The sequence below is a fragment of the Citrobacter telavivensis genome (assembly GCA_009363175.1).
GTDB lineage: Bacteria > Pseudomonadota > Gammaproteobacteria > Enterobacterales > Enterobacteriaceae > Citrobacter_A > Citrobacter_A telavivensis.
Map to the genome: position 1 here is coordinate 5,029,375 of CP045205.1, position 16,613 is coordinate 5,045,987.

The 16,613-nt window shown below is 51.8% G+C and carries 20 protein-coding genes; 11 read left to right on the forward strand and 9 right to left on the reverse strand.

What is annotated here, in order from left to right; genetic code table 11:
• The first annotated feature begins 12 nt into the window (after nt 1-12).
• The 8 genes from pcoC (at nt 13) to GBC03_26520 (ending at nt 6,697) form a co-directional block, all read left to right on the forward strand.
• Nucleotides 13-393 carry a copper resistance system metallochaperone PcoC gene (gene pcoC / locus GBC03_26485; GenBank protein ID QFS73511.1) on the forward strand — a complete coding sequence of 127 codons (381 nt, stop codon included), beginning with the start codon at nt 13-15 and terminating at the stop codon, nt 391-393.
• Nucleotides 394-397: 4 nt separating this feature from the next.
• Nucleotides 398-1,327 carry a copper resistance inner membrane protein PcoD gene (gene pcoD, locus GBC03_26490; GenBank protein QFS73512.1) on the forward strand — a complete coding sequence of 310 codons (930 nt, stop codon included), beginning with the start codon at nt 398-400 and terminating at the stop codon, nt 1,325-1,327.
• Between the two features lie 54 nt (nt 1,328-1,381).
• On the forward strand, nt 1,382-2,062 hold the full coding sequence (gene pcoR, locus GBC03_26495) for a copper response regulator transcription factor PcoR (GenBank protein QFS73513.1): 681 nt from the start codon (nt 1,382-1,384) through the stop codon (nt 2,060-2,062).
• The gene (gene pcoS / locus GBC03_26500; GenBank protein QFS73514.1) at nt 2,059-3,459 is read left to right on the forward strand and encodes a copper resistance membrane spanning protein PcoS; all 1,401 of its coding nucleotides are present in this window, start codon (nt 2,059-2,061) and stop codon (nt 3,457-3,459) included. The genes pcoR and pcoS overlap by 4 nt, the downstream gene beginning before the upstream one ends.
• A gap of 216 nt (nt 3,460-3,675) precedes the next feature.
• Complete coding sequence (locus GBC03_26505; GenBank protein ID QFS73515.1) at nt 3,676-4,110, forward strand: copper-binding protein; 435 nt, start codon at nt 3,676-3,678, stop codon at nt 4,108-4,110.
• 209 nt (nt 4,111-4,319) lie between these two features.
• On the forward strand, nt 4,320-4,727 hold the full coding sequence (locus tag GBC03_26510; protein QFS73516.1) for a transposase: 408 nt from the start codon (nt 4,320-4,322) through the stop codon (nt 4,725-4,727).
• Complete coding sequence (gene tnpB, locus GBC03_26515) at nt 4,724-5,074, forward strand: IS66 family insertion sequence element accessory protein TnpB (protein QFS73517.1); 351 nt, start codon at nt 4,724-4,726, stop codon at nt 5,072-5,074. Before GBC03_26510 ends, tnpB begins: the two co-directional genes overlap by 4 nt.
• Nucleotides 5,075-5,104: 30 nt before the next feature.
• On the forward strand, nt 5,105-6,697 hold the full coding sequence (locus tag GBC03_26520; protein QFS73518.1) for an IS66 family transposase: 1,593 nt from the start codon (nt 5,105-5,107) through the stop codon (nt 6,695-6,697).
• A 47-nt stretch (nt 6,698-6,744) separates the two neighbouring features.
• On the opposite strand, the gene GBC03_26525 is transcribed toward GBC03_26520, so the two are convergent.
• Nucleotides 6,745-6,999 carry a type II toxin-antitoxin system ParD family antitoxin gene (locus GBC03_26525; protein ID QFS73519.1) on the reverse strand — a complete coding sequence of 85 codons (255 nt, stop codon included), beginning with the start codon at nt 6,997-6,999 and terminating at the stop codon, nt 6,745-6,747.
• Nucleotides 7,000-7,282: 283 nt separating this feature from the next.
• Between GBC03_26525 and GBC03_26530 the strand changes: the two genes are divergently transcribed.
• On the forward strand, nt 7,283-7,795 hold the full coding sequence (locus tag GBC03_26530) for a hypothetical protein (GenBank protein ID QFS73520.1): 513 nt from the start codon (nt 7,283-7,285) through the stop codon (nt 7,793-7,795).
• 34 nt (nt 7,796-7,829) lie between these two features.
• On the opposite strand, the gene GBC03_26535 is transcribed toward GBC03_26530, so the two are convergent.
• The 3 genes from GBC03_26535 to GBC03_26545 form a co-directional block, all read right to left on the reverse strand.
• A complete protein-coding gene (locus tag GBC03_26535) occupies nt 7,830-8,963 on the reverse strand; it encodes a hypothetical protein (protein QFS73521.1) in 1,134 nt (377 codons plus the stop codon).
• A 166-nt stretch (nt 8,964-9,129) separates the two neighbouring features.
• Nucleotides 9,130-9,903 carry a hypothetical protein gene (locus tag GBC03_26540; GenBank protein QFS73522.1) on the reverse strand — a complete coding sequence of 258 codons (774 nt, stop codon included), beginning with the start codon at nt 9,901-9,903 and terminating at the stop codon, nt 9,130-9,132.
• A gap of 12 nt (nt 9,904-9,915) precedes the next feature.
• Nucleotides 9,916-10,416, reverse strand: a complete 501-nt coding sequence (locus GBC03_26545) for a hypothetical protein (protein QFS73523.1) — start codon at nt 10,414-10,416, stop codon at nt 9,916-9,918.
• 208 nt (nt 10,417-10,624) lie between these two features.
• Between GBC03_26545 and GBC03_26550 the strand changes: the two genes are divergently transcribed.
• The gene (locus GBC03_26550) at nt 10,625-11,236 is read left to right on the forward strand and encodes a hypothetical protein (protein QFS74135.1); all 612 of its coding nucleotides are present in this window, start codon (nt 10,625-10,627) and stop codon (nt 11,234-11,236) included.
• Nucleotides 11,237-11,406: 170 nt separating this feature from the next.
• The gene (locus GBC03_26555; protein QFS73524.1) at nt 11,407-11,688 is read left to right on the forward strand and encodes a hypothetical protein; all 282 of its coding nucleotides are present in this window, start codon (nt 11,407-11,409) and stop codon (nt 11,686-11,688) included.
• A gap of 44 nt (nt 11,689-11,732) precedes the next feature.
• On the opposite strand, the gene GBC03_26560 is transcribed toward GBC03_26555, so the two are convergent.
• From GBC03_26560 to GBC03_26580, 5 genes are read right to left on the reverse strand one after another with little or no spacing between them, the layout of a single operon-like run.
• Nucleotides 11,733-13,277 (reverse strand): conjugal transfer protein TraG, encoded by a 1,545-nt coding sequence (locus GBC03_26560; protein QFS73525.1) that lies wholly within the window; start codon nt 13,275-13,277, stop codon nt 11,733-11,735.
• 10 nt (nt 13,278-13,287) lie between these two features.
• Nucleotides 13,288-13,626, reverse strand: a complete 339-nt coding sequence (locus tag GBC03_26565) for a hypothetical protein (GenBank protein QFS73526.1) — start codon at nt 13,624-13,626, stop codon at nt 13,288-13,290.
• Between the two features lies 1 nt (nt 13,627).
• The gene (locus GBC03_26570; GenBank protein QFS73527.1) at nt 13,628-15,022 is read right to left on the reverse strand and encodes an integrating conjugative element protein; all 1,395 of its coding nucleotides are present in this window, start codon (nt 15,020-15,022) and stop codon (nt 13,628-13,630) included.
• An 11-nt stretch (nt 15,023-15,033) separates the two neighbouring features.
• The gene (locus GBC03_26575) at nt 15,034-16,005 is read right to left on the reverse strand and encodes a TIGR03756 family integrating conjugative element protein (GenBank protein QFS73528.1); all 972 of its coding nucleotides are present in this window, start codon (nt 16,003-16,005) and stop codon (nt 15,034-15,036) included.
• Nucleotides 16,002-16,409, reverse strand: coding sequence for a TIGR03757 family integrating conjugative element protein (locus GBC03_26580; protein ID QFS73529.1), 408 nt, complete (start codon nt 16,407-16,409; stop codon nt 16,002-16,004). The genes GBC03_26575 and GBC03_26580 overlap by 4 nt, the downstream gene beginning before the upstream one ends.
• Nucleotides 16,410-16,613 lie beyond the last annotated feature (204 nt).

Here is a 16,613-nt window from a genome sequence, read left to right on the forward strand (position 1 = left end):
CAGGTAAATAAAATGTCGATTTTAAATAAAGCCATTCTTACAGGTGGCCTCGTTATGGGCGTTGCTTTCTCTGCTATGGCCCATCCGGAATTAAAAAGCTCTGTGCCACAGGCTGATTCAGCCGTAGCGGCCCCGGAAAAGATTCAGCTTAATTTCTCGGAAAATCTGACCGTGAAATTCTCAGGTGCAAAATTAACGATGACGGGTATGAAAGGCATGTCATCACATTCTCCGATGCCGGTCGCGGCAAAAGTGGCGCCAGGCGCTGACCCTAAATCGATGGTCATTATTCCGCGAGAGCCTTTACCCGCTGGCACTTATCGTGTTGACTGGCGCGCGGTTTCTTCAGATACGCACCCTATTACCGGTAATTACACCTTTACAGTGAAGTAATATTATGAACGACCTGATTATGATTGTTATTCGTTTTCTTCTTTATCTGGATTTGATGGTAATATTTGGATTGCCATTTTTTCAGATATATGGAATAAGCGGTGTCAGACATGAAACCTATAACCTGACTAATTTCAGGTCGTTTATAACCTTTGCTGTTGTTACAGGCATCATTCTTACTGGCATTAATATGCTCCTGGTATCTAATGCCATGAGTGGAGTAACTGACCTCAGAGAATTATCCATCCATGTTATCGAGATGGTGATAGAAGAAACTGATGTGGGTATTAGCTGGATTGTCAGGCTCTGTGCCCTGTTTACCACACTCGGTGCTTTGTTCCTTTACACTAATAAGAGAGTATTGTCCTGCCTGCTGATGACGATGAGTGGGGGCGTGGCGCTGGCTACACTTGCCTGGGGAGGACACGCCGTTATGCATGACGGTCTGCATTACTATCTCCATTTACTGAGCGATCTGACCCATCTCGGCGCTGCAGGTGCCTGGACAGGTGCTCTGGTTGCATTTGCTATCCTGCTGATGCGCAGAAACGAGCATAATGCACAGAGCGTCATTGTGATATCTGACTCCCTGGCAAAATTTGCCACGGCAGGAACGGTGATTGTTGTAGCCCTGATCCTGAGTGCGCTGGTCAACTATCTGTATATTGCTGAGGGTAACTTAACTCCCTTATTCAACAGTTCCTGGGGGAGGATATTGCTTGCCAAGACGGCTCTGTTTGTTCTGATGCTTCTTCTGGCTGCAGCAAACCGGTTTCACCTGGGTCCCCGGCTTGAAGTTATGGTCAGGGAAGGGAATTATGATCGCAGCGTTGCCCTGATGCGAAACAGCATCCTGACAGAATTCGTTGTTGCGATTATCATTCTGGGCGCCGTAGCGTGGCTCGGAATGCTTGCTCCGTCTCAGGTCAGCTAGGGGACAGCCAAAGCTCATGCGTGAGATTTTTACTTTCATATCAGCGAGTTGACCATGCAGCGTATTTTAATCGTTGAAGACGAACAAAAAACAGGTCGTTACCTGCAGCAGGGACTGGTTGAGGAAGGCTATCAGGCCGATCTCTTTAATAATGGCCGCGATGGTCTCGGGGCCGCGTCGAAGGGACAGTATGATTTGATAATACTGGACGTGATGCTGCCTTTCCTCGACGGGTGGCAAATCATCAGCGCACTGAGGGAGTCCGGGCACGAAGAACCGGTCCTGTTTTTAACCGCAAAGGACAACGTGCGGGACAAAGTGAAAGGACTGGAGCTTGGCGCAGATGACTACCTGATTAAGCCCTTTGATTTTACGGAGCTGGTTGCACGTGTAAGAACCCTACTGCGCCGGGCACGCTCGCAGGCCGCAACAGTCTGCACCATCGCCGATATGACCGTTGATATGGTGCGCCGGACCGTGATCCGTTCGGGGAAGAAGATCCATCTCACCGGTAAAGAATACGTTCTGCTTGAGTTGCTGCTGCAACGCACCGGAGAAGTGTTACCCAGGAGTCTTATCTCGTCCCTGGTCTGGAACATGAATTTTGACAGTGATACGAATGTGATTGATGTCGCCGTGAGACGTCTGAGAAGTAAAATTGATGATGACTTTGAGCCAAAACTGATCCATACCGTTCGCGGTGCCGGATATGTCCTGGAGATCAGAGAAGAGTGAGGTTCAAAATTTCCCTGACCACACGCCTGAGCCTGATTTTTTCTGCGGTGATGCTTACGGTATGGTGGTTATCAAGTTTTATCCTGATTAGCACCCTTAATGGCTATTTCGATAATCAGGACCGCGATTTTCTGACAGGTAAACTTCAGCTCACCGAAGAGTTTCTTAAAACAGAGACGTTCAGGAACAAAACGGATATTAAGTCATTATCAGAAAAAATAAACGATGCGATGGTGGGGCACAATGGCTTATTCATTTCTATAAAAAACATGGAAAATGAAAAAATTGTTGAACTCTATGCCAAAAATTCTGTTGTTCCAGCGGTCCTGCTTAATAAGTCGGGTGATATTCTCGACTATATGATCCAGACGGAAGAAAATAACACCGTGTACCGCAGTATCTCGCGGCGGGTTGCCGTGACGCCGGAACAGGGTAAAAGCAAACATGTCATCATTACGGTTGCCACGGATACTGGGTATCACACCCTGTTTATGGACAAACTCAGTACCTGGCTGTTCTGGTTCAATATCGGTCTGGTCTTTATTTCTGTTTTTCTGGGCTGGCTGACCACACGTATTGGTCTGAAACCGTTACGGGAAATGACCAGTCTGGCTTCCTCCATGACCGTACACAGCCTTGATCAGCGTCTTAATCCCGATCTGGCCCCACCGGAAATCTCTGAGACCATGCAGGAATTCAATAACATGTTCGATCGCCTGGAGGGGTCATTTCGGAAACTGTCAGATTTCTCGTCTGACATCGCGCATGAGCTGCGCACACCAGTCAGTAATCTGATGATGCAGACGCAGTTTGCACTGGCTAAGGAAAGGGATGTTTCGCATTACCGCGAAATTTTATTCGCTAACCTGGAAGAACTGAAAAGGTTGTCACGAATGACCAGTGACATGCTTTTTCTGGCACGTTCAGAGCATGGTCTGCTGCAGCTGGATAAACATGATGTAGATCTGGCAGCCGAACTGAATGAATTACGTGAGTTATTCGAGCCCCTGGCAGACGAAACAGGAAAGACAATCACGGTTGAAGGAGAGGGCGTTGTTGCCGGAGACAGCGATATGCTGCGACGAGCTTTCAGTAACCTGCTTTCCAATGCAATCAAGTATTCTCCCGATAACACCTGTACAGCGATACACCTTGAGCGTGACAGTGACTGTGTGAACGTGATGATTACGAATACGATGTCTGGCCCGGTTCCCGCTAATCTGGAACGCCTGTTTGACCGGTTCTATCGCGCAGACTCATCTAGGGTCCACAACACGGAAGGCGCGGGGCTGGGATTATCAATTACAAGGTCGATCATTCATGCTCACGGCGGCGAGCTGTCAGCAGAACAGCAGGGGCGGGAAATTGTGTTCAGTGTGCGTCTGTTAACGGATTAATACTGTTATTCAGGAAAAATCCGGAAGGTGACAAAAATGTCATCATTTAGTCACGCGATAAACAGAGGCGGTTTTTTATAATCAGTCATAAATCAGGAGCAACGTGATAATTCAATCGCCCGGTTCCTGGCGTGATGATTAACCAGCCCTGAGATCAAATGCTTTCTCTGTTATAAGCATTGATTGTTCGGGTATGAAAACACCGGAGACCCAACCATGAAAAAAATTCTTGTATCCTTTATTGCCATGATGGCTGTCGCTTCATCTGCCTGGGCTGCAGAGACAATGAACATGCATGACCATGTAAATAATGCCCAGGCGCCTGCCCATCAGATGCAGTCATCCGCTGAAAAAAGTGCAGTTCAGGGGGAGAGCATGAAAATGATGGATATGAGCGGTCACGATCAGGCCGCTATGTCCCATGAAATGATGCAAAACGGCAATTCTGCCGCCCATCAGGACATGGCTGAAATGCATAAAAAAATGATGAAAGCCAAACCTGAGAACACCCAAGAAACTGCTAAGCCATTTTCCGAAATGAGCGAGCATGAGAAAGCCGCTGTTGTGCATGAGAAGGCGAATAATGGCCAGTCTTCCGTTATTCATCAGCAACAGGCGGAAAAGCATCGCAGCCAGATCACCCAGAATTAACCCGCAGCTCCACTTGTCAGACCCTCATTTGACGCCGAAGTCACTGGCTTACGCTCCCGTCCGGGAGCGTTTTTTTATATATGCATCCGCCTGGACAACTCCGAACTGTCTGAAGCTGTAGTCGTAAGCGTCAAGCCACTGCCGCCTGTTGCGATTACTAACGATTGACGATGATAGAGTCCTCTTATTAACGTTAATGGACTCTATCAATGTCAAACACTCTTCAGCCCCGCAGGGCGCGGGCGTCCTACTCAATGGACTTTAAGCTGGCTCTCGTCGAAAAGTCATATCAGCCTGGAGCCTGTGTTGCCCGGTTGGCGCGGGATAATGGAATTAATGACAATCTGCTGTTTACCTGGCGCCAGCGTTACAGACATCTTCTGCCCGATGAAATACAACGGTCAATCAGAGAGCAAGACTCTGTTATCCCCGTTGTCTTGCCTGATATGGTCCTGTCACACCATGCTGAGCCGCACTATGAATCCGCCGCTCCAGCCTGCCGCGAGGCCATGACATGCGAGGTGACTGTCGGCGGTGCCAGCCTGCGTCTGTCCGGGGATTTATCACCTGCACTTCTGAAAACGCTGATCCGCGAGCTGAGCGGGAGGAGCCGATGATACCCTTACCGTCAGGCACTCGTATCTGGCTGGTTGCCGGGGTCACCGATATGCGTAAGTCCTTCAATGGTCTGGGCGAACTGGTCCAGCATGTTCTTGATGACAATCCGTTCTCCGGCCACCTGTTTATCTTCCGTGGTCGTAAAGGTGACACCGTGAGGATCCTCTGGGCTGATGCTGACGGTCTGTGTCTGTTTACCAAACGTCTGGAAGAGGGACAGTTCGTCTGGCCTGCTGTACGCGACGGCAAAATCGCCATCACCCGCTCACAACTCGCCATGCTCCTCGATAAGCTGGACTGGCGGCAACCTAAAACTGCACGCCTTAACTCACTGACGATGTTGTAAAAAGCGCATGACCGCATTATAAATGGGGTCATGAGTCAGGACTATCTCGCCCGTATCGCTGCGCTGGAAGACGCGCTTCGCCAGAAAGACAGCCAGCTCAGTCTCGTTGCTGAGACTGAGTCGTTCCTGCGTTCGGCGCTGGCCCGCGCAGAAGAGAAAATAGAGAACGAAGAGCGTGAAATAGAACATCTGCGGGCTCAGATAGAAAAACTGCGCCGAATGCTGTTCGGTACCCGTTCAGAAAAGCTACGCCGGCAGGTCGAAGAAGCCGAAGCCCTGCTGAAACAGCAGGAGCAGCAAAGCGATCGTTACAACGGCCGGGACAATGATCAGCAGGTTCCGCGTCAGTTGCGCCAGTCCCGTCATCGTCGCCCGTTACCGGAACATCTTCCCCGCGAAATAAACAGACTGGAGCCAGCTGAAACCAGCTGTCCTGGTTGCGGTAGTGATATGGCCTATCTCAGCGAAGTCAGCGCGGAGCAACTGGAGCTGGTCTCCAGCGCCCTGAAAGTGATCCGCACGGTCAGAGTGAAAAAGGCCTGTACCCGATGCGACTGCGTCGTTGAAGCGCCAGCGCCCTCACGTCCTATCGACCGGGGCATCGCCGGGCCGGGTCTGCTGGCCCGCGTGTTAACGGCCAAATACTGTGAACACCTGCCGCTGTATCGCCAGTGCGAAATCTTTGCCCGTCAGGGTGTGGATCTGAGTCGTGCGCTGCTCTCCAACTGGGTGGATGCGTGCTGCCGGTTAATGGCCCCGCTGGATGAAGCCCTCTACCACTACGTGATGGACTGCCGCAAACTGCATACGGATGACACTCCGGTGCCCGTGCTGGCGCCGGGCAGAAAGAAGACGAAAACCGGGCGTATCTGGACATATGTCCGTGATAACAGAAGCGCGGGTTCATCAGATCCGCCAGCGGCATGGTTCGCCTTCTCACCGGACCGACAGGGGAAACACCCTCAGCAACATCTTCGGCACTATCATGGCGTGCTGCAGGCAGATGCCTTCGCAGGGTACGACAGGTTGTTCAGCGCAGAGCGTGAAGGTGGCCCGTTGACAGAAGCGGCATGCTGGGCTCATGCGCGGCGCAAAATCCATGACGTCTATATCAGCACCCGGACGGCCACAGCAGAGGAGGCTCTGAAGCGCATCAGTGAGTTATACGCGATAGAAGAGGAAATACGCGGCCTTCCGGCATCTCAGCGGCTGGCCGCCAGACGGTCCCGAAGTAAACCGTTGCTGATATCCCTGCATGACTGGTTGGTGGAGAAAAGTGCCACTCTGTCGAAAAAATCCCGGTTAGGCGAGGCGTTCGCTTATGCACTGAACCAGTGGGATGCCCTGTGTTACTACTGCGATGATGGTCTGGCAGAGCCGGATAATAACGCTGCTGAGCGAGCGCTACGAGCGGTCTGTCTGGGCAAGAAAAACTACATCTTCTTCGGCAGTGATCATGGTGGTGAACGTGGTGCCCTGCTGTATGGTCTGATCGGAACGTGCAGGCTGAACGGTATCGATCCAGAGGGTTACCTTCGCCATATCCTGAGCGTATTGCCGGAGTGGCCCATCAACAAAGTGGCCGAACTGCTGCCATGGAACGTAGATCTCACCAATAAATAGCCGTCAATACGGCGCTCACTTAACGCTTACCTGTAGTCCCAGATAACTTACAGGTCTTCTTCTCTTTTCGCATCAGCTCGATCCCTTTCATTTTCCGCCCTGGCACTGGCGTTTTTCAGGAATGCATCCTTGTTCCATGGTTTCGCCTCGCCGCTGCTGATCCCTTCGGCCAGCAGATCGCGCAGCAGACGCAGCGCGTCACGCATAACCTCGCTCTGGATTCGGTAATCACCGGCCTTAACCTGGGAATCGATGAATTCACGCAGCTCATCACCCACGTCCACGGTCATCGTACGGGCCATAACCCCTCCGTTTTTCAATGTAAGATTTATTCTTACATCAGTAGATTATTTTACTCTCCTGGTTCCACCTCCGCCATTTTAGTCAAAACAACGCAGCAGTAGTCTGGAGATCCGACTTATACTTTTTTCGGATCTCAGGGGAGAAAACTGAAGGGAAATCCAAATGCATATATCAATTAAAATATCAATACCAAAAACAACGAATAGCACTTTTTGCACTCACGGATAGCACTAATTGCTAAAACGAGGTATATTTGCGTCATCGGCTGCTTCGGGTGGCCTCATGACCATCTTTAAGGAGAATATTGTGGACACAAGTCTGATTGGACCGATCCTTACGGCGCTGCTTGCCGCTGCGGGGTTCTACTGTAAGTTTTGGTTTACGCGTTATCAGGCCTCCCGTGATCAGGCCCAGAAAGTCAGCCGGACGATCGAGGATGTCCTGAGCAATATGGCCGCGCTGTTCGGACAGAAGAAACCTGCCCGGATACTGAGAGAGGAATTTTCCGCTGTTATTGCGCCGCTTCATCAGGAAATGCGCAGCCTTGACGATATGACGTCCCGTCTGCCGCTGAAATGGCTGCAGCGCGAACAGCGCCACATTCTTTATCATGCCCGATGGCTGCAGCGGTATCTGGATTCGCGCAGGGGCGGCAGTGACGGGGACTTTATCCTGCTATTGCACGATGTGGCGATGGGGACCGATTATCAGGTTGCTGACATTCTGGCATCGCAGCATGACTGTAAGCGGCGTCGTGGATCACAGCTGCCGGTTAACCTGAAAACCTGCCCCTGAGAGGGGGCAGTTGAAAGCAGATAACTATCCGGCATCAGTCGGGTGATCCCGACACCACATATGGCATGCGTCTGGCTTCATCAAAGTCCCGCAGTTCCTGCGCCTGCCTCATGATCTCTGCGCTTGGTACCGGGAGTTTACCCAGGAGTTCCATAAATCGACTGGCAACCGACTGGATTGACACGCTGTTGGTCCTGGCTGTTTTCAGATTGGTATAAACAAGGCGGGAAAGTGGCTTTGTCAGCGCCTTGTCTTCCATGAATCGCTTGAATGTCCAGAGATAAATATCTACCAGCTCCAGACCTGCACTCTTGGTACCGGACTGGAATACAAGTGGTTCAGCCGGCATATTTTTCATGTTCATAACAGGTAATCCGGGCCCCAGTTCCCAGGGCATCTCCCGTATCTGGTAGTAAAACTCGTTAAGTTCACGCTGGGTGGTGTTGAACTGTGACTGCTGGTCAACAATGATACTGGCCTTTCTTTCTGGTGCCCCCAGGCGGGAACAGATCCCGTGCAATACGGACTGAAAGCCAATCATATTGGGCATAATCCGCAGCCTTTCCTTGTTGGTTTTACAGTTATAGCCCAGCTGTTCAAAATTGGCTGACGCCCAGTTCAGGGCATCGGTGATCAGCTGCTTCGACCGGTGGTCCAGCGCGCTGGCTGCCGTCCTGCTGATCAGTTCATCACTGACGGTACAAAAAAGTTCCGACGCCCGCTCATCATGCGCCTCCAGCCTTGCCGTCCATGCGTTTGAAGCAAGTTCATCATCAAACAGGCTGGCCAGATTCAGCAGCAGGGGGTAGCGCAGAGGGGTCCAGTATGCAGACCAGGGAACGGCTGGATTCATTCCCTGATCAAATACCTGGTCGAAGAACGAAATAATGGCATGATCGCGCTTTACTACCTGCCAGATGTCAAACCGTATCCGGTGCTTTTTCTGCAGAACCAGCAGCGTATCCACAAGGTCAGAAAGGCGGTGCAAGCCCAGTTCCGCAGCGTGCAGGCGCTGCACGCCAAGCGTTTTGCGTAATACGGCAAGATCCGCTTCAGCAACCTTATCCAGATTAGCATCAGACGACAGCACTCCGTAGGAGAGGACTGGCTGGGTTTTGTCAAAAAGGTTTCGGCCAGTCTGGCCTGTTTCATCCACATAAAAGTGCATTCAGAGATCCTTTACCAGGCAGTAGGAAGGGAAACGGCATAATCCTGGTCAATGTAAAACCTTTCTGCAGCCAGCTGCAAGTGATCCGCTTAAGGCTTTAATGACCTCAATACTGGGTTCACGGCAACGAACAAACGGGCCGGATCACAGACCCGTTTTTTAGAGATTACATCTGCCCGGGCTGCAGAAACTCGATTCTGGCAATGGCCGACCTGGACACAGATTTCCCGTCACAGTCTATGCCGAAAGTTGCGTTTCCGTCCGGCGGGAGGTCACGGACTGATGTATAGGCATATGCCAGAGCCGTTTCAAGAACCCCTTTTTCATAAACAATATCCGCCTCGAACCAGACAATACAGGGATGAAGCACGCTGAGATAATGCGGTTTAAGATCGTGGCCGTATTTCTTCTGGTAGGCCTTACAGACATCCTCTACCAGCTCCGGCAGCCAGAGGTAATCATGCAGTCCATTTTCACTGGCGTTAAAATGTAATTCCCGGACTAAATGGCCATAAGGTCCCCAGTGAATTTTATCGCCGGTTCTGAGCTGAAACATCTCATCCGGGACGCCCCCCGGAACATCCCATTCCTGCAGGTGTTTACGGACCATCTCATTCGGGGCCAGGTTGAGCAGCATTTTCATGGCGAGGGATTCTGACTGATTTAGCGCCAGTAACCCCGCCGGAAAAGTATTACCGGCGAAAGTCCGGGTGCCATGAAACCACAGAGCCCGGGTGAATGGTCCCGGTTCGCCCAGTTCCGCACAGACGTAGTCTCTCAGATACTGAGGTGCATCAACCAACTGGCGAGGATTAAGCTCGTAGATACTTTCAAGATCGAGCGAAAGCAGCACTTTTTTCAGCTTTTCAGGGGGACAGGCAAACCCGGCAGATAATGTATGCAACGCCTGAGTTCGTGAGGAGCAATCGAGAATCAACATGGTGTAAATCCCTCACAAATCCAATATGTTAACAGCGGGGGCTCGACGCCGAGCCATATTGTCGAGCAGCAGGGTCGCATAATATTTCAGAAAGGGTAAAAGCTCCGGAGCGCTGAAGCTGGCGTAGACTTCTCCATCTCCCTGGGATTCCCTGAAAACAATCCAGTCTACAAGGTGTGCATCGCTGGCTGACTCTACCTGGACACAGAAATGAGCAACTGAATTCCGCATCTTATGGATCAACTCCCGCAGGTTCATTTCCGGTCCGGGCAGCTGTGACTCACGTAATCCCATTTCTGCTTTAAGTTGCCGCGTTAAACGGTCGGCAGGCAGGAAAGAGAGCGCCCTCTCTTTCGGTAACACGATAAGACCCAGAAGGCAATTCAGGGTCAACGTGTAGTTGTACTGCTCCCTGAATGGTTTGCCCAGCACCTCAATCATTTCGTTATATTGATCGATAAGCGCCAGTGTTCGCTGAACAAAATCGGTTTCAAAATCTGAATAATTTCCCATTTAACCCTCCCGTTCCGGTTCGAAAATCCACTATATCATCCGGCCAGCCTGACGGCTCAGGTACAGCATTTCCTATTAAGTGAGTTTTCGGATCTGACCACGAAAGTAGAGATGGTGCACGTTGGTCTTGTATTGTATGTATTATTTGTATTGTGTACAAACTACAGTCAGGTTAAAATGTATGCATACCTTCTTAACGGAGTATTTCATGACTAACCTGCCTGCTGACACCGTCCGTCGGATCGAGGACGCCGCCGCCGCACTCATTGCCGCCGGCAACCCGAACCCGACCAACGAACAGGTCCGCCAGCACCTCGGTGGCGGCTCCCTGTCCCACATTTCCCCGGTGATGCGGGAATTTCGGGCACGCCAGCGCGCACTGGCCAGCGAACAGACGCCGGCTCTGCCGCCAGAGCTGGCGCAGCTGCTCACCGGCCAGTTGGCCCTGTTGTGGCAGGCCGCGGTGAAACAGGCAGAAGCCGGGACACTGGCGGCCCGGGAACAGGCCGACACCGATATCGCCCGGGCCGACCAGGAGCGCGACGAGGCGCTGGCGAAAGTGACCGCACTGGAAAGTGAACTGGCGGTGCTTCGGGAGGTGGTGACCGAACGTGACCGGTTGCTCGATGAGGTACGCGGGCTGCGCGCGGAGGCGCTGCCGCTGCGCGAGCAGGTAGCCCGTCTGACCGCCACCGGCGAACACCTGGCGGCGCAGCTGCAGGACACCAAAGCGGAGCTGAAGGAAACCCGGGAGGATGGCCGTGCGCTGCAGGCAGAGCTGCTGGCCCTGGCACGCCACGACGGGAAGGCGAAGAAATGAAAGTGGAAATACAGGCCCGTGTGAAGGCCTAAGGCCTTCCGCCGCGCACTGTAGCTCGCCGCCAAGGAACGCGCCTGTGAGCCGGTGCCCTCCCCTATAGTGCTTAATAATTTGCGTGTATAGGGGATTTTTAGTAGCTTATTTATTAGACAAAATGAGGAGTCATTACCATGAGCGAGGACGGTTTCAATAAAGATGACCTGAGCAGCACCTTTGCGCGTTTCACCACAAAACGTCGCAATATCGTTTGTGATGAATCCAAGCTGAAGCGGAAAAAACCTGAGCCGGTAAAACTTTCGAGTGCAACACAAGAAATTGGTTGTGTGATTTCATCTGTGCTCGCCTCTACCTCTAAAGCGGACGTCACAAAAGACAAACAGGACCAATATAAATCTCCTATCCGTTACAGCTGGGAGAAAAAAGGTATTAACGGTGGTTCTAACAATTTTTAATCTTATGAAGCGATGGCATAACCACCGCTTCATATAGCCATCAGTTATCCTTTGCTTAATCCTGATTTAATCCCGCCTGAAGCTGCATCAATCGCCACCCCTTGAGCTTTTTTACCTGCTTCCGAGCCAGCATCCGTAGGCATTTTAGAAGCATCACTAAAGTTGTTAGCCATATTACCAATTCGAACTCCAGCCCAACTCAGCATACCAACCCAGAACATCGGAAAGACCAGGTACATCATCCCCAGTACCAGGTTCATAATCCATCCATCAGCCGTTGAGCTAAAGAAAGCCGCGAAAGGCACCGAGCTGTTTGCAATCCCCTGCTCAGCCATATTGTCATAGAGGATGGTGATCAATCTGTCATCAAGCCAACCTGCCAGTTCCCACCAGAACGTAATGAACTGAAGAGCGAATAACGCGAAGGAGATGGTAAAAATGGTTTTCGGATCGTAGGCGCTGAACATCATTAACGCAGGAATGACCGTGATTATCATCATCAGCAATAATGCCTGGATCATCGGCAGTGCCTGCTTCATTGCATCAAAACCAGGTAACGCCTCGGCCTGTTTCAGTCCAAGACCAATAGACGAGGTAAGGCGTGTAAGATTACCAACTACTCCGGTGGTTGTGTCGCTACTGCCAACAGCATAAGTGGTACCGGCGCCGGAGAGATCTGCGTTGCGTGGGCTGACAAGCCAGCGTAACGCAATTTCTTCCCACTGCTTTCCGGGGAACTGACGCTGCATCTCCTTACGTGTGTTATCACTAAAACTGGCCAGAACTCGTTTGCGAAGCCCGGAAGTACCATCGGACCACCACGTCTTACATGTTGGATATCCACCTGCACCAGTATCCGGATAGCCACTGTCCCGGCTGCTGTTGTAAGGCCACTGGCTACGTGGCGTCATAGCCGTGTAGTAGTCATAATATCCGGAAGTATTCAGGAAGTAGCTGCTACCTATCCAGCCCACGGAGTTGATGGTGGCATCACTGAGCTGGCTGTTGCTGTTTTTCAGTCTGAAATATGCTCTCGAGTAACATTGATCTGCAAATTCCTGGACCTCCTGCAACAACACAGGATCACGCAGTTTCGTGTTCTGAACGTCAAAACGCATCTGTCGCAAATTCGTACCGCATGGGATTGACGCAATCATTGCCTGCGTTGTGCCCTTCGACATCATATGCAGGAGATACCACCAAACTGGAACCTCGGCCGTACGACCGTCAAAATCGTTAACGAGTCCCTTGTAGCCAGAATTCTGTGGCGTCGGCACACTGACGCCGCACTGTTTAGCGCGCGAGCTGTCGAACTTGATTGTGCTGATATCAACCGGCAACAGCGGAATACAGCAAAAGAGCATCACAAGATAAGACACATACAGTGCATGTTCGATTCGCGGAAGGGCAAGAAGCCCTTTGTTCCCCTCGTCAGCCCCCTCCTCCCTCACTTTCAGCCAGACGCCAAGAACCCTGACCACCAGTGGCAATGCAAAAAGGCCTGTACTGCTGAGAATGCTCCACATGGCATTGTTCATTACCCAGCCAAAGAGAACGAGAAAATATTCCAGAAAACTGTTTGCGGTCATCGTCCTCTCCTTACACAGCGCTTGTCCAGGCCACATATTCCGTGGCTACCAGGAACAACACCCCCATCAGTTCCATACGCACAAGACGCGGACGCCCATCCGGCCAGCGGATTAATGCCTGTGGGCGTACCTTCAATATCCAGGCGGTAATAGGGCAGCCATAAAGAACCAGTCGCCAGGCAAACAGTCCCCATCGGCTGTCATGCAACCAGCGCCGTGTGATGTGGCCATCAGGGTCGTAAGCCATAAATACCGCTGCGATAGCAAACATGCTGGCCGTCATCAACAGAATGAGCAGCACCATAAGGAGAATGCGGCCAATATGGCCGCTGAACGGGTAAAGTCTCATATCAGTTTGCTCCGGAAGACTGAGACTGGCCCATCTGGCTGAAGCCCTGGTCCTCGTTACCGGCTTTCTGCTGCAGACGGTTATCCTGATTCCTTGTCCCCTGCCGCTCCAGTGCCGTCAGCAGGCTGTTATTGCTTATAGATTTGCGTAACTCCATCTCATTACGCAGCGCCGTCAGCTCGCGATCGAGGGCATCGATGCGGCGATCACCCTCAGCAATGGCTTCCGGCTGCTCTGCAGCATTAGGTTCGGATTCACCAGTGGTGAGCATCCTGCGCATTGTTAGCGCGGTTTCAACGGTATCGGACATCGCCAGTTCGCCGGCAAGCCGCTGAACCAGGGCCGCTTTGTCCGGATCGTCACGTAATGCCTGAATTACCCCGCGGGTGACAACCAGACTGCCGGTTTTCAGTGCGGAAAGGTTATCAGTGGTGGGCTGCAGCTCACCACTAACCAGCTTACTAAGCTGCTCCAGATTCTCTTTCGTGGCATCCTCAAGGATGGGAGAAAAGCCAGTACCAGCGACAGCACTGCCCGGCTGGTTATCGGTTCCACCACTGGTACATTCACTGGTTTCCCGGCAAGTCCTGATGGAGCGATCACCAAGCACTTTAACAACGGCCGCAGCGGCCTCTTCAGAAGATTTATAACGTTGGCATGCGGTACCATTGCAGCTCGAGGAGCCGACGCTGCTGTTACTGGTCACTGGCAAATTATTCATCATGTTATAACCAGCTTTGGCCAGATCCCGAGTGGGCTGAATTGCGGGCTGCCCCTTGCCGCCTCTTTTCTGCCCACCAACCCACGTCACGCCTTCCTCTCCAGTTGCTTTTTGCAGTTTCTGGTCGCTGGAAACCGCATCGCCGCCACTTGTGGCCACAATATCTTTGTACTCTTCAGAGACAGCTACCTGCTGCCATTTATTGCCAATGGTATAATCAGCCAGTTTCTTCGACATGCTCTGACAGTTCAACATCGCTTTATCAAAGCTCAAACCGGCCTGCAGAACGCCATTGGTGAGCATTTCATACAGCCCGGGGTTTGCGCGCTGAATAGCCATTGCCGGCATACTCATGACAGCACCAGTCGCCCCCTGAATCACATTCCCCATCAGATCCTTAAACCCGCTGGTAATACCATTCAGCTGGTTGCCAACGGTTGTTTTGATGTCGAAATTGCCACACATCAGATCACTGCTAAGGCCACCATTAATGCCTATCCTGGACATATTGTTACGACTGGGCGGGGGTGAAATAACCGAACTGCCACCAATAGAATAAAAGAGCCCATCGCTGATAGCGTTACCGCTAACTGACGCCCCCGATGAAGACAAAGAGATATCAGTTGCCATTGCCGGCAGCGAGGCAAAAATCAGTAAAAGTCCTGCTTTTTTCATGTTCTGAACCTTTATGAGAAATCGGTGCTGGAAAGGAACGTCTGGCCGCGACGTTTGCAGCAGCTGTACGGTTGCCACAATGCCCAGGCATAGTTACCGTCCTGGGCAATCTGGCCATTGGTGTCGGGAAACACTGCACAGGTCTGGGACAACTGAGGCGAAAGTCGCTGCCATTTGTGGTTTTTGGTGCCGGTATTTTCTTTTACCGGCTCGGGTGGCCAGTAACCCGGGGACTTCTGTCCCGTAAGGGGGTTGTAGACGTGGAGCTGGCCGGAGCGGGTAATGACGTCAGCGACACGCTGAACTACAACCGCTGCTGATTTGTAACTGTCTGTCTGGGTGACAAACCCGCTACGTGGATAAACGTTCCCCCACATATTGCCGGATGTGGTTTCCCCGATTTCTCGTTGCCCGGGGATGAGTGCTTCGGGATAAAGGGTCTCCGGGACACCCGTTCGCCAGACCAGAGCATCCAGTGAGCTGTTGAAATAGGGCATGAAAGGAGTGGCAGCACTGTCGCATGAATAGCCCGGCACCATACCGCCAATGACTTTTGTTGCTGGATGGCCATAGGCGTCGCCGTAATAGAAATGCAGGTTCTGCTTACGTTCCCCGGGAGCTTTCATCTCCTGACGACCGCCCCCCGTACTCACACCCGTCACACTTTCCAGCAGAGAACCTTCAGCACCGCTGGCGGCGTTACTAACTGTGGACATTTCAGTCCAGGGGTTATCTCCGGGGTTGAGGTAAGCCGATACCACAGCCTCCGGAATGAAATGTGTCACTTTCACCGAGGTTTTCACCGTGCAACCAAATGGGGTACACAATAACCAGTAGCAGATACCACTGACACGCCAGCTGATACAGTCTGTACTTGCCGCGCTGGCCAGAAGATTCGCTGTATTGACGCTGGCCATGGTGCCGGAACAAACCAGCAATGTGGCGATCGCCAGTCGACGTGGGCGGAAGGAGAAAGATTTCATCGGTTCTTCTCCTTCCAGGCAGCGAGCTGACGGGTTGCCTCGTTGACATCAGTCGTACCGTAGACAACAAAGACGTCATCAAAAACCACAGCCGGGTATTTTTCCAGGCCGAGGGACCAGGCATGAGTGACACCCGCATAAGCTTCCGCCAGTTGTTGTTGCTGCTGCCGGAAATTCGGGGAAGAGATCACTGCCCGGGCACGTTGTTCTGCAAGAACGGGATCGGCAGATAACTGACCGAAAATGTCCGCCTGTACACGTTCGGGCGCATCGAGCTCAACAACGGAGACATCCGGACCAGGATTTGCTGCTATGGTATGAGAGGAGTCGGTATATATCACTGTGCCGGCACTGGCACCGACGGAAAGGAACAGTGCTGCCAGGCAGCAAAATGGCATTTTCATGAAAAACACTCCCTGAGTGTGAAAAACCTATTCAGGGTGCGTTCTCTTTAAGGAGGGGTCAGTAATTAATTCTGACGTGAAAAATGATAATTAATCTTGCCCTGGTAATTCATTATCTGTACGTCAGCATAAATCTCAGATCGCTGGAAATGTCATTTTTTAAATGCAGGAACTTTAATACACGCGGGCTCTTTGCCGCCCGCA

What these genes read in the sequence shown, in the direction of transcription:
- pcoC (QFS73511.1), top strand. Translation starts at nt 13, where the DNA reads ATGTCGATTTTAAATAAAGCCATTCTTACAGGTGGCCTCGTTATGGGC.
- pcoD (QFS73512.1), top strand. Translation starts at nt 398, where the DNA reads ATGAACGACCTGATTATGATTGTTATTCGTTTTCTTCTTTATCTGGAT.
- pcoR (QFS73513.1), top strand. Translation starts at nt 1,382, where the DNA reads ATGCAGCGTATTTTAATCGTTGAAGACGAACAAAAAACAGGTCGTTAC.
- GBC03_26505 (QFS73515.1), top strand. Translation starts at nt 3,676, where the DNA reads ATGAAAAAAATTCTTGTATCCTTTATTGCCATGATGGCTGTCGCTTCA.
- GBC03_26510 (QFS73516.1), top strand. Translation starts at nt 4,320, where the DNA reads ATGTCAAACACTCTTCAGCCCCGCAGGGCGCGGGCGTCCTACTCAATG.
- tnpB (QFS73517.1), top strand. Translation starts at nt 4,724, where the DNA reads ATGATACCCTTACCGTCAGGCACTCGTATCTGGCTGGTTGCCGGGGTC.
- GBC03_26520 (QFS73518.1), top strand. Translation starts at nt 5,105, where the DNA reads ATGAGTCAGGACTATCTCGCCCGTATCGCTGCGCTGGAAGACGCGCTT.
- GBC03_26525 (QFS73519.1), bottom strand. Translation starts at nt 6,999, where the DNA reads ATGGCCCGTACGATGACCGTGGACGTGGGTGATGAGCTGCGTGAATTC.
- GBC03_26530 (QFS73520.1), top strand. Translation starts at nt 7,283, where the DNA reads ATGACCATCTTTAAGGAGAATATTGTGGACACAAGTCTGATTGGACCG.
- GBC03_26535 (QFS73521.1), bottom strand. Translation starts at nt 8,963, where the DNA reads ATGCACTTTTATGTGGATGAAACAGGCCAGACTGGCCGAAACCTTTTT.
- GBC03_26540 (QFS73522.1), bottom strand. Translation starts at nt 9,903, where the DNA reads ATGTTGATTCTCGATTGCTCCTCACGAACTCAGGCGTTGCATACATTA.
- GBC03_26545 (QFS73523.1), bottom strand. Translation starts at nt 10,416, where the DNA reads ATGGGAAATTATTCAGATTTTGAAACCGATTTTGTTCAGCGAACACTG.
- GBC03_26550 (QFS74135.1), top strand. Translation starts at nt 10,625, where the DNA reads ATGACTAACCTGCCTGCTGACACCGTCCGTCGGATCGAGGACGCCGCC.
- GBC03_26555 (QFS73524.1), top strand. Translation starts at nt 11,407, where the DNA reads ATGAGCGAGGACGGTTTCAATAAAGATGACCTGAGCAGCACCTTTGCG.
- GBC03_26560 (QFS73525.1), bottom strand. Translation starts at nt 13,277, where the DNA reads ATGACCGCAAACAGTTTTCTGGAATATTTTCTCGTTCTCTTTGGCTGG.
- GBC03_26565 (QFS73526.1), bottom strand. Translation starts at nt 13,626, where the DNA reads ATGAGACTTTACCCGTTCAGCGGCCATATTGGCCGCATTCTCCTTATG.
- GBC03_26570 (QFS73527.1), bottom strand. Translation starts at nt 15,022, where the DNA reads ATGAAAAAAGCAGGACTTTTACTGATTTTTGCCTCGCTGCCGGCAATG.
- GBC03_26575 (QFS73528.1), bottom strand. Translation starts at nt 16,005, where the DNA reads ATGAAATCTTTCTCCTTCCGCCCACGTCGACTGGCGATCGCCACATTG.
- GBC03_26580 (QFS73529.1), bottom strand. Translation starts at nt 16,409, where the DNA reads ATGAAAATGCCATTTTGCTGCCTGGCAGCACTGTTCCTTTCCGTCGGT.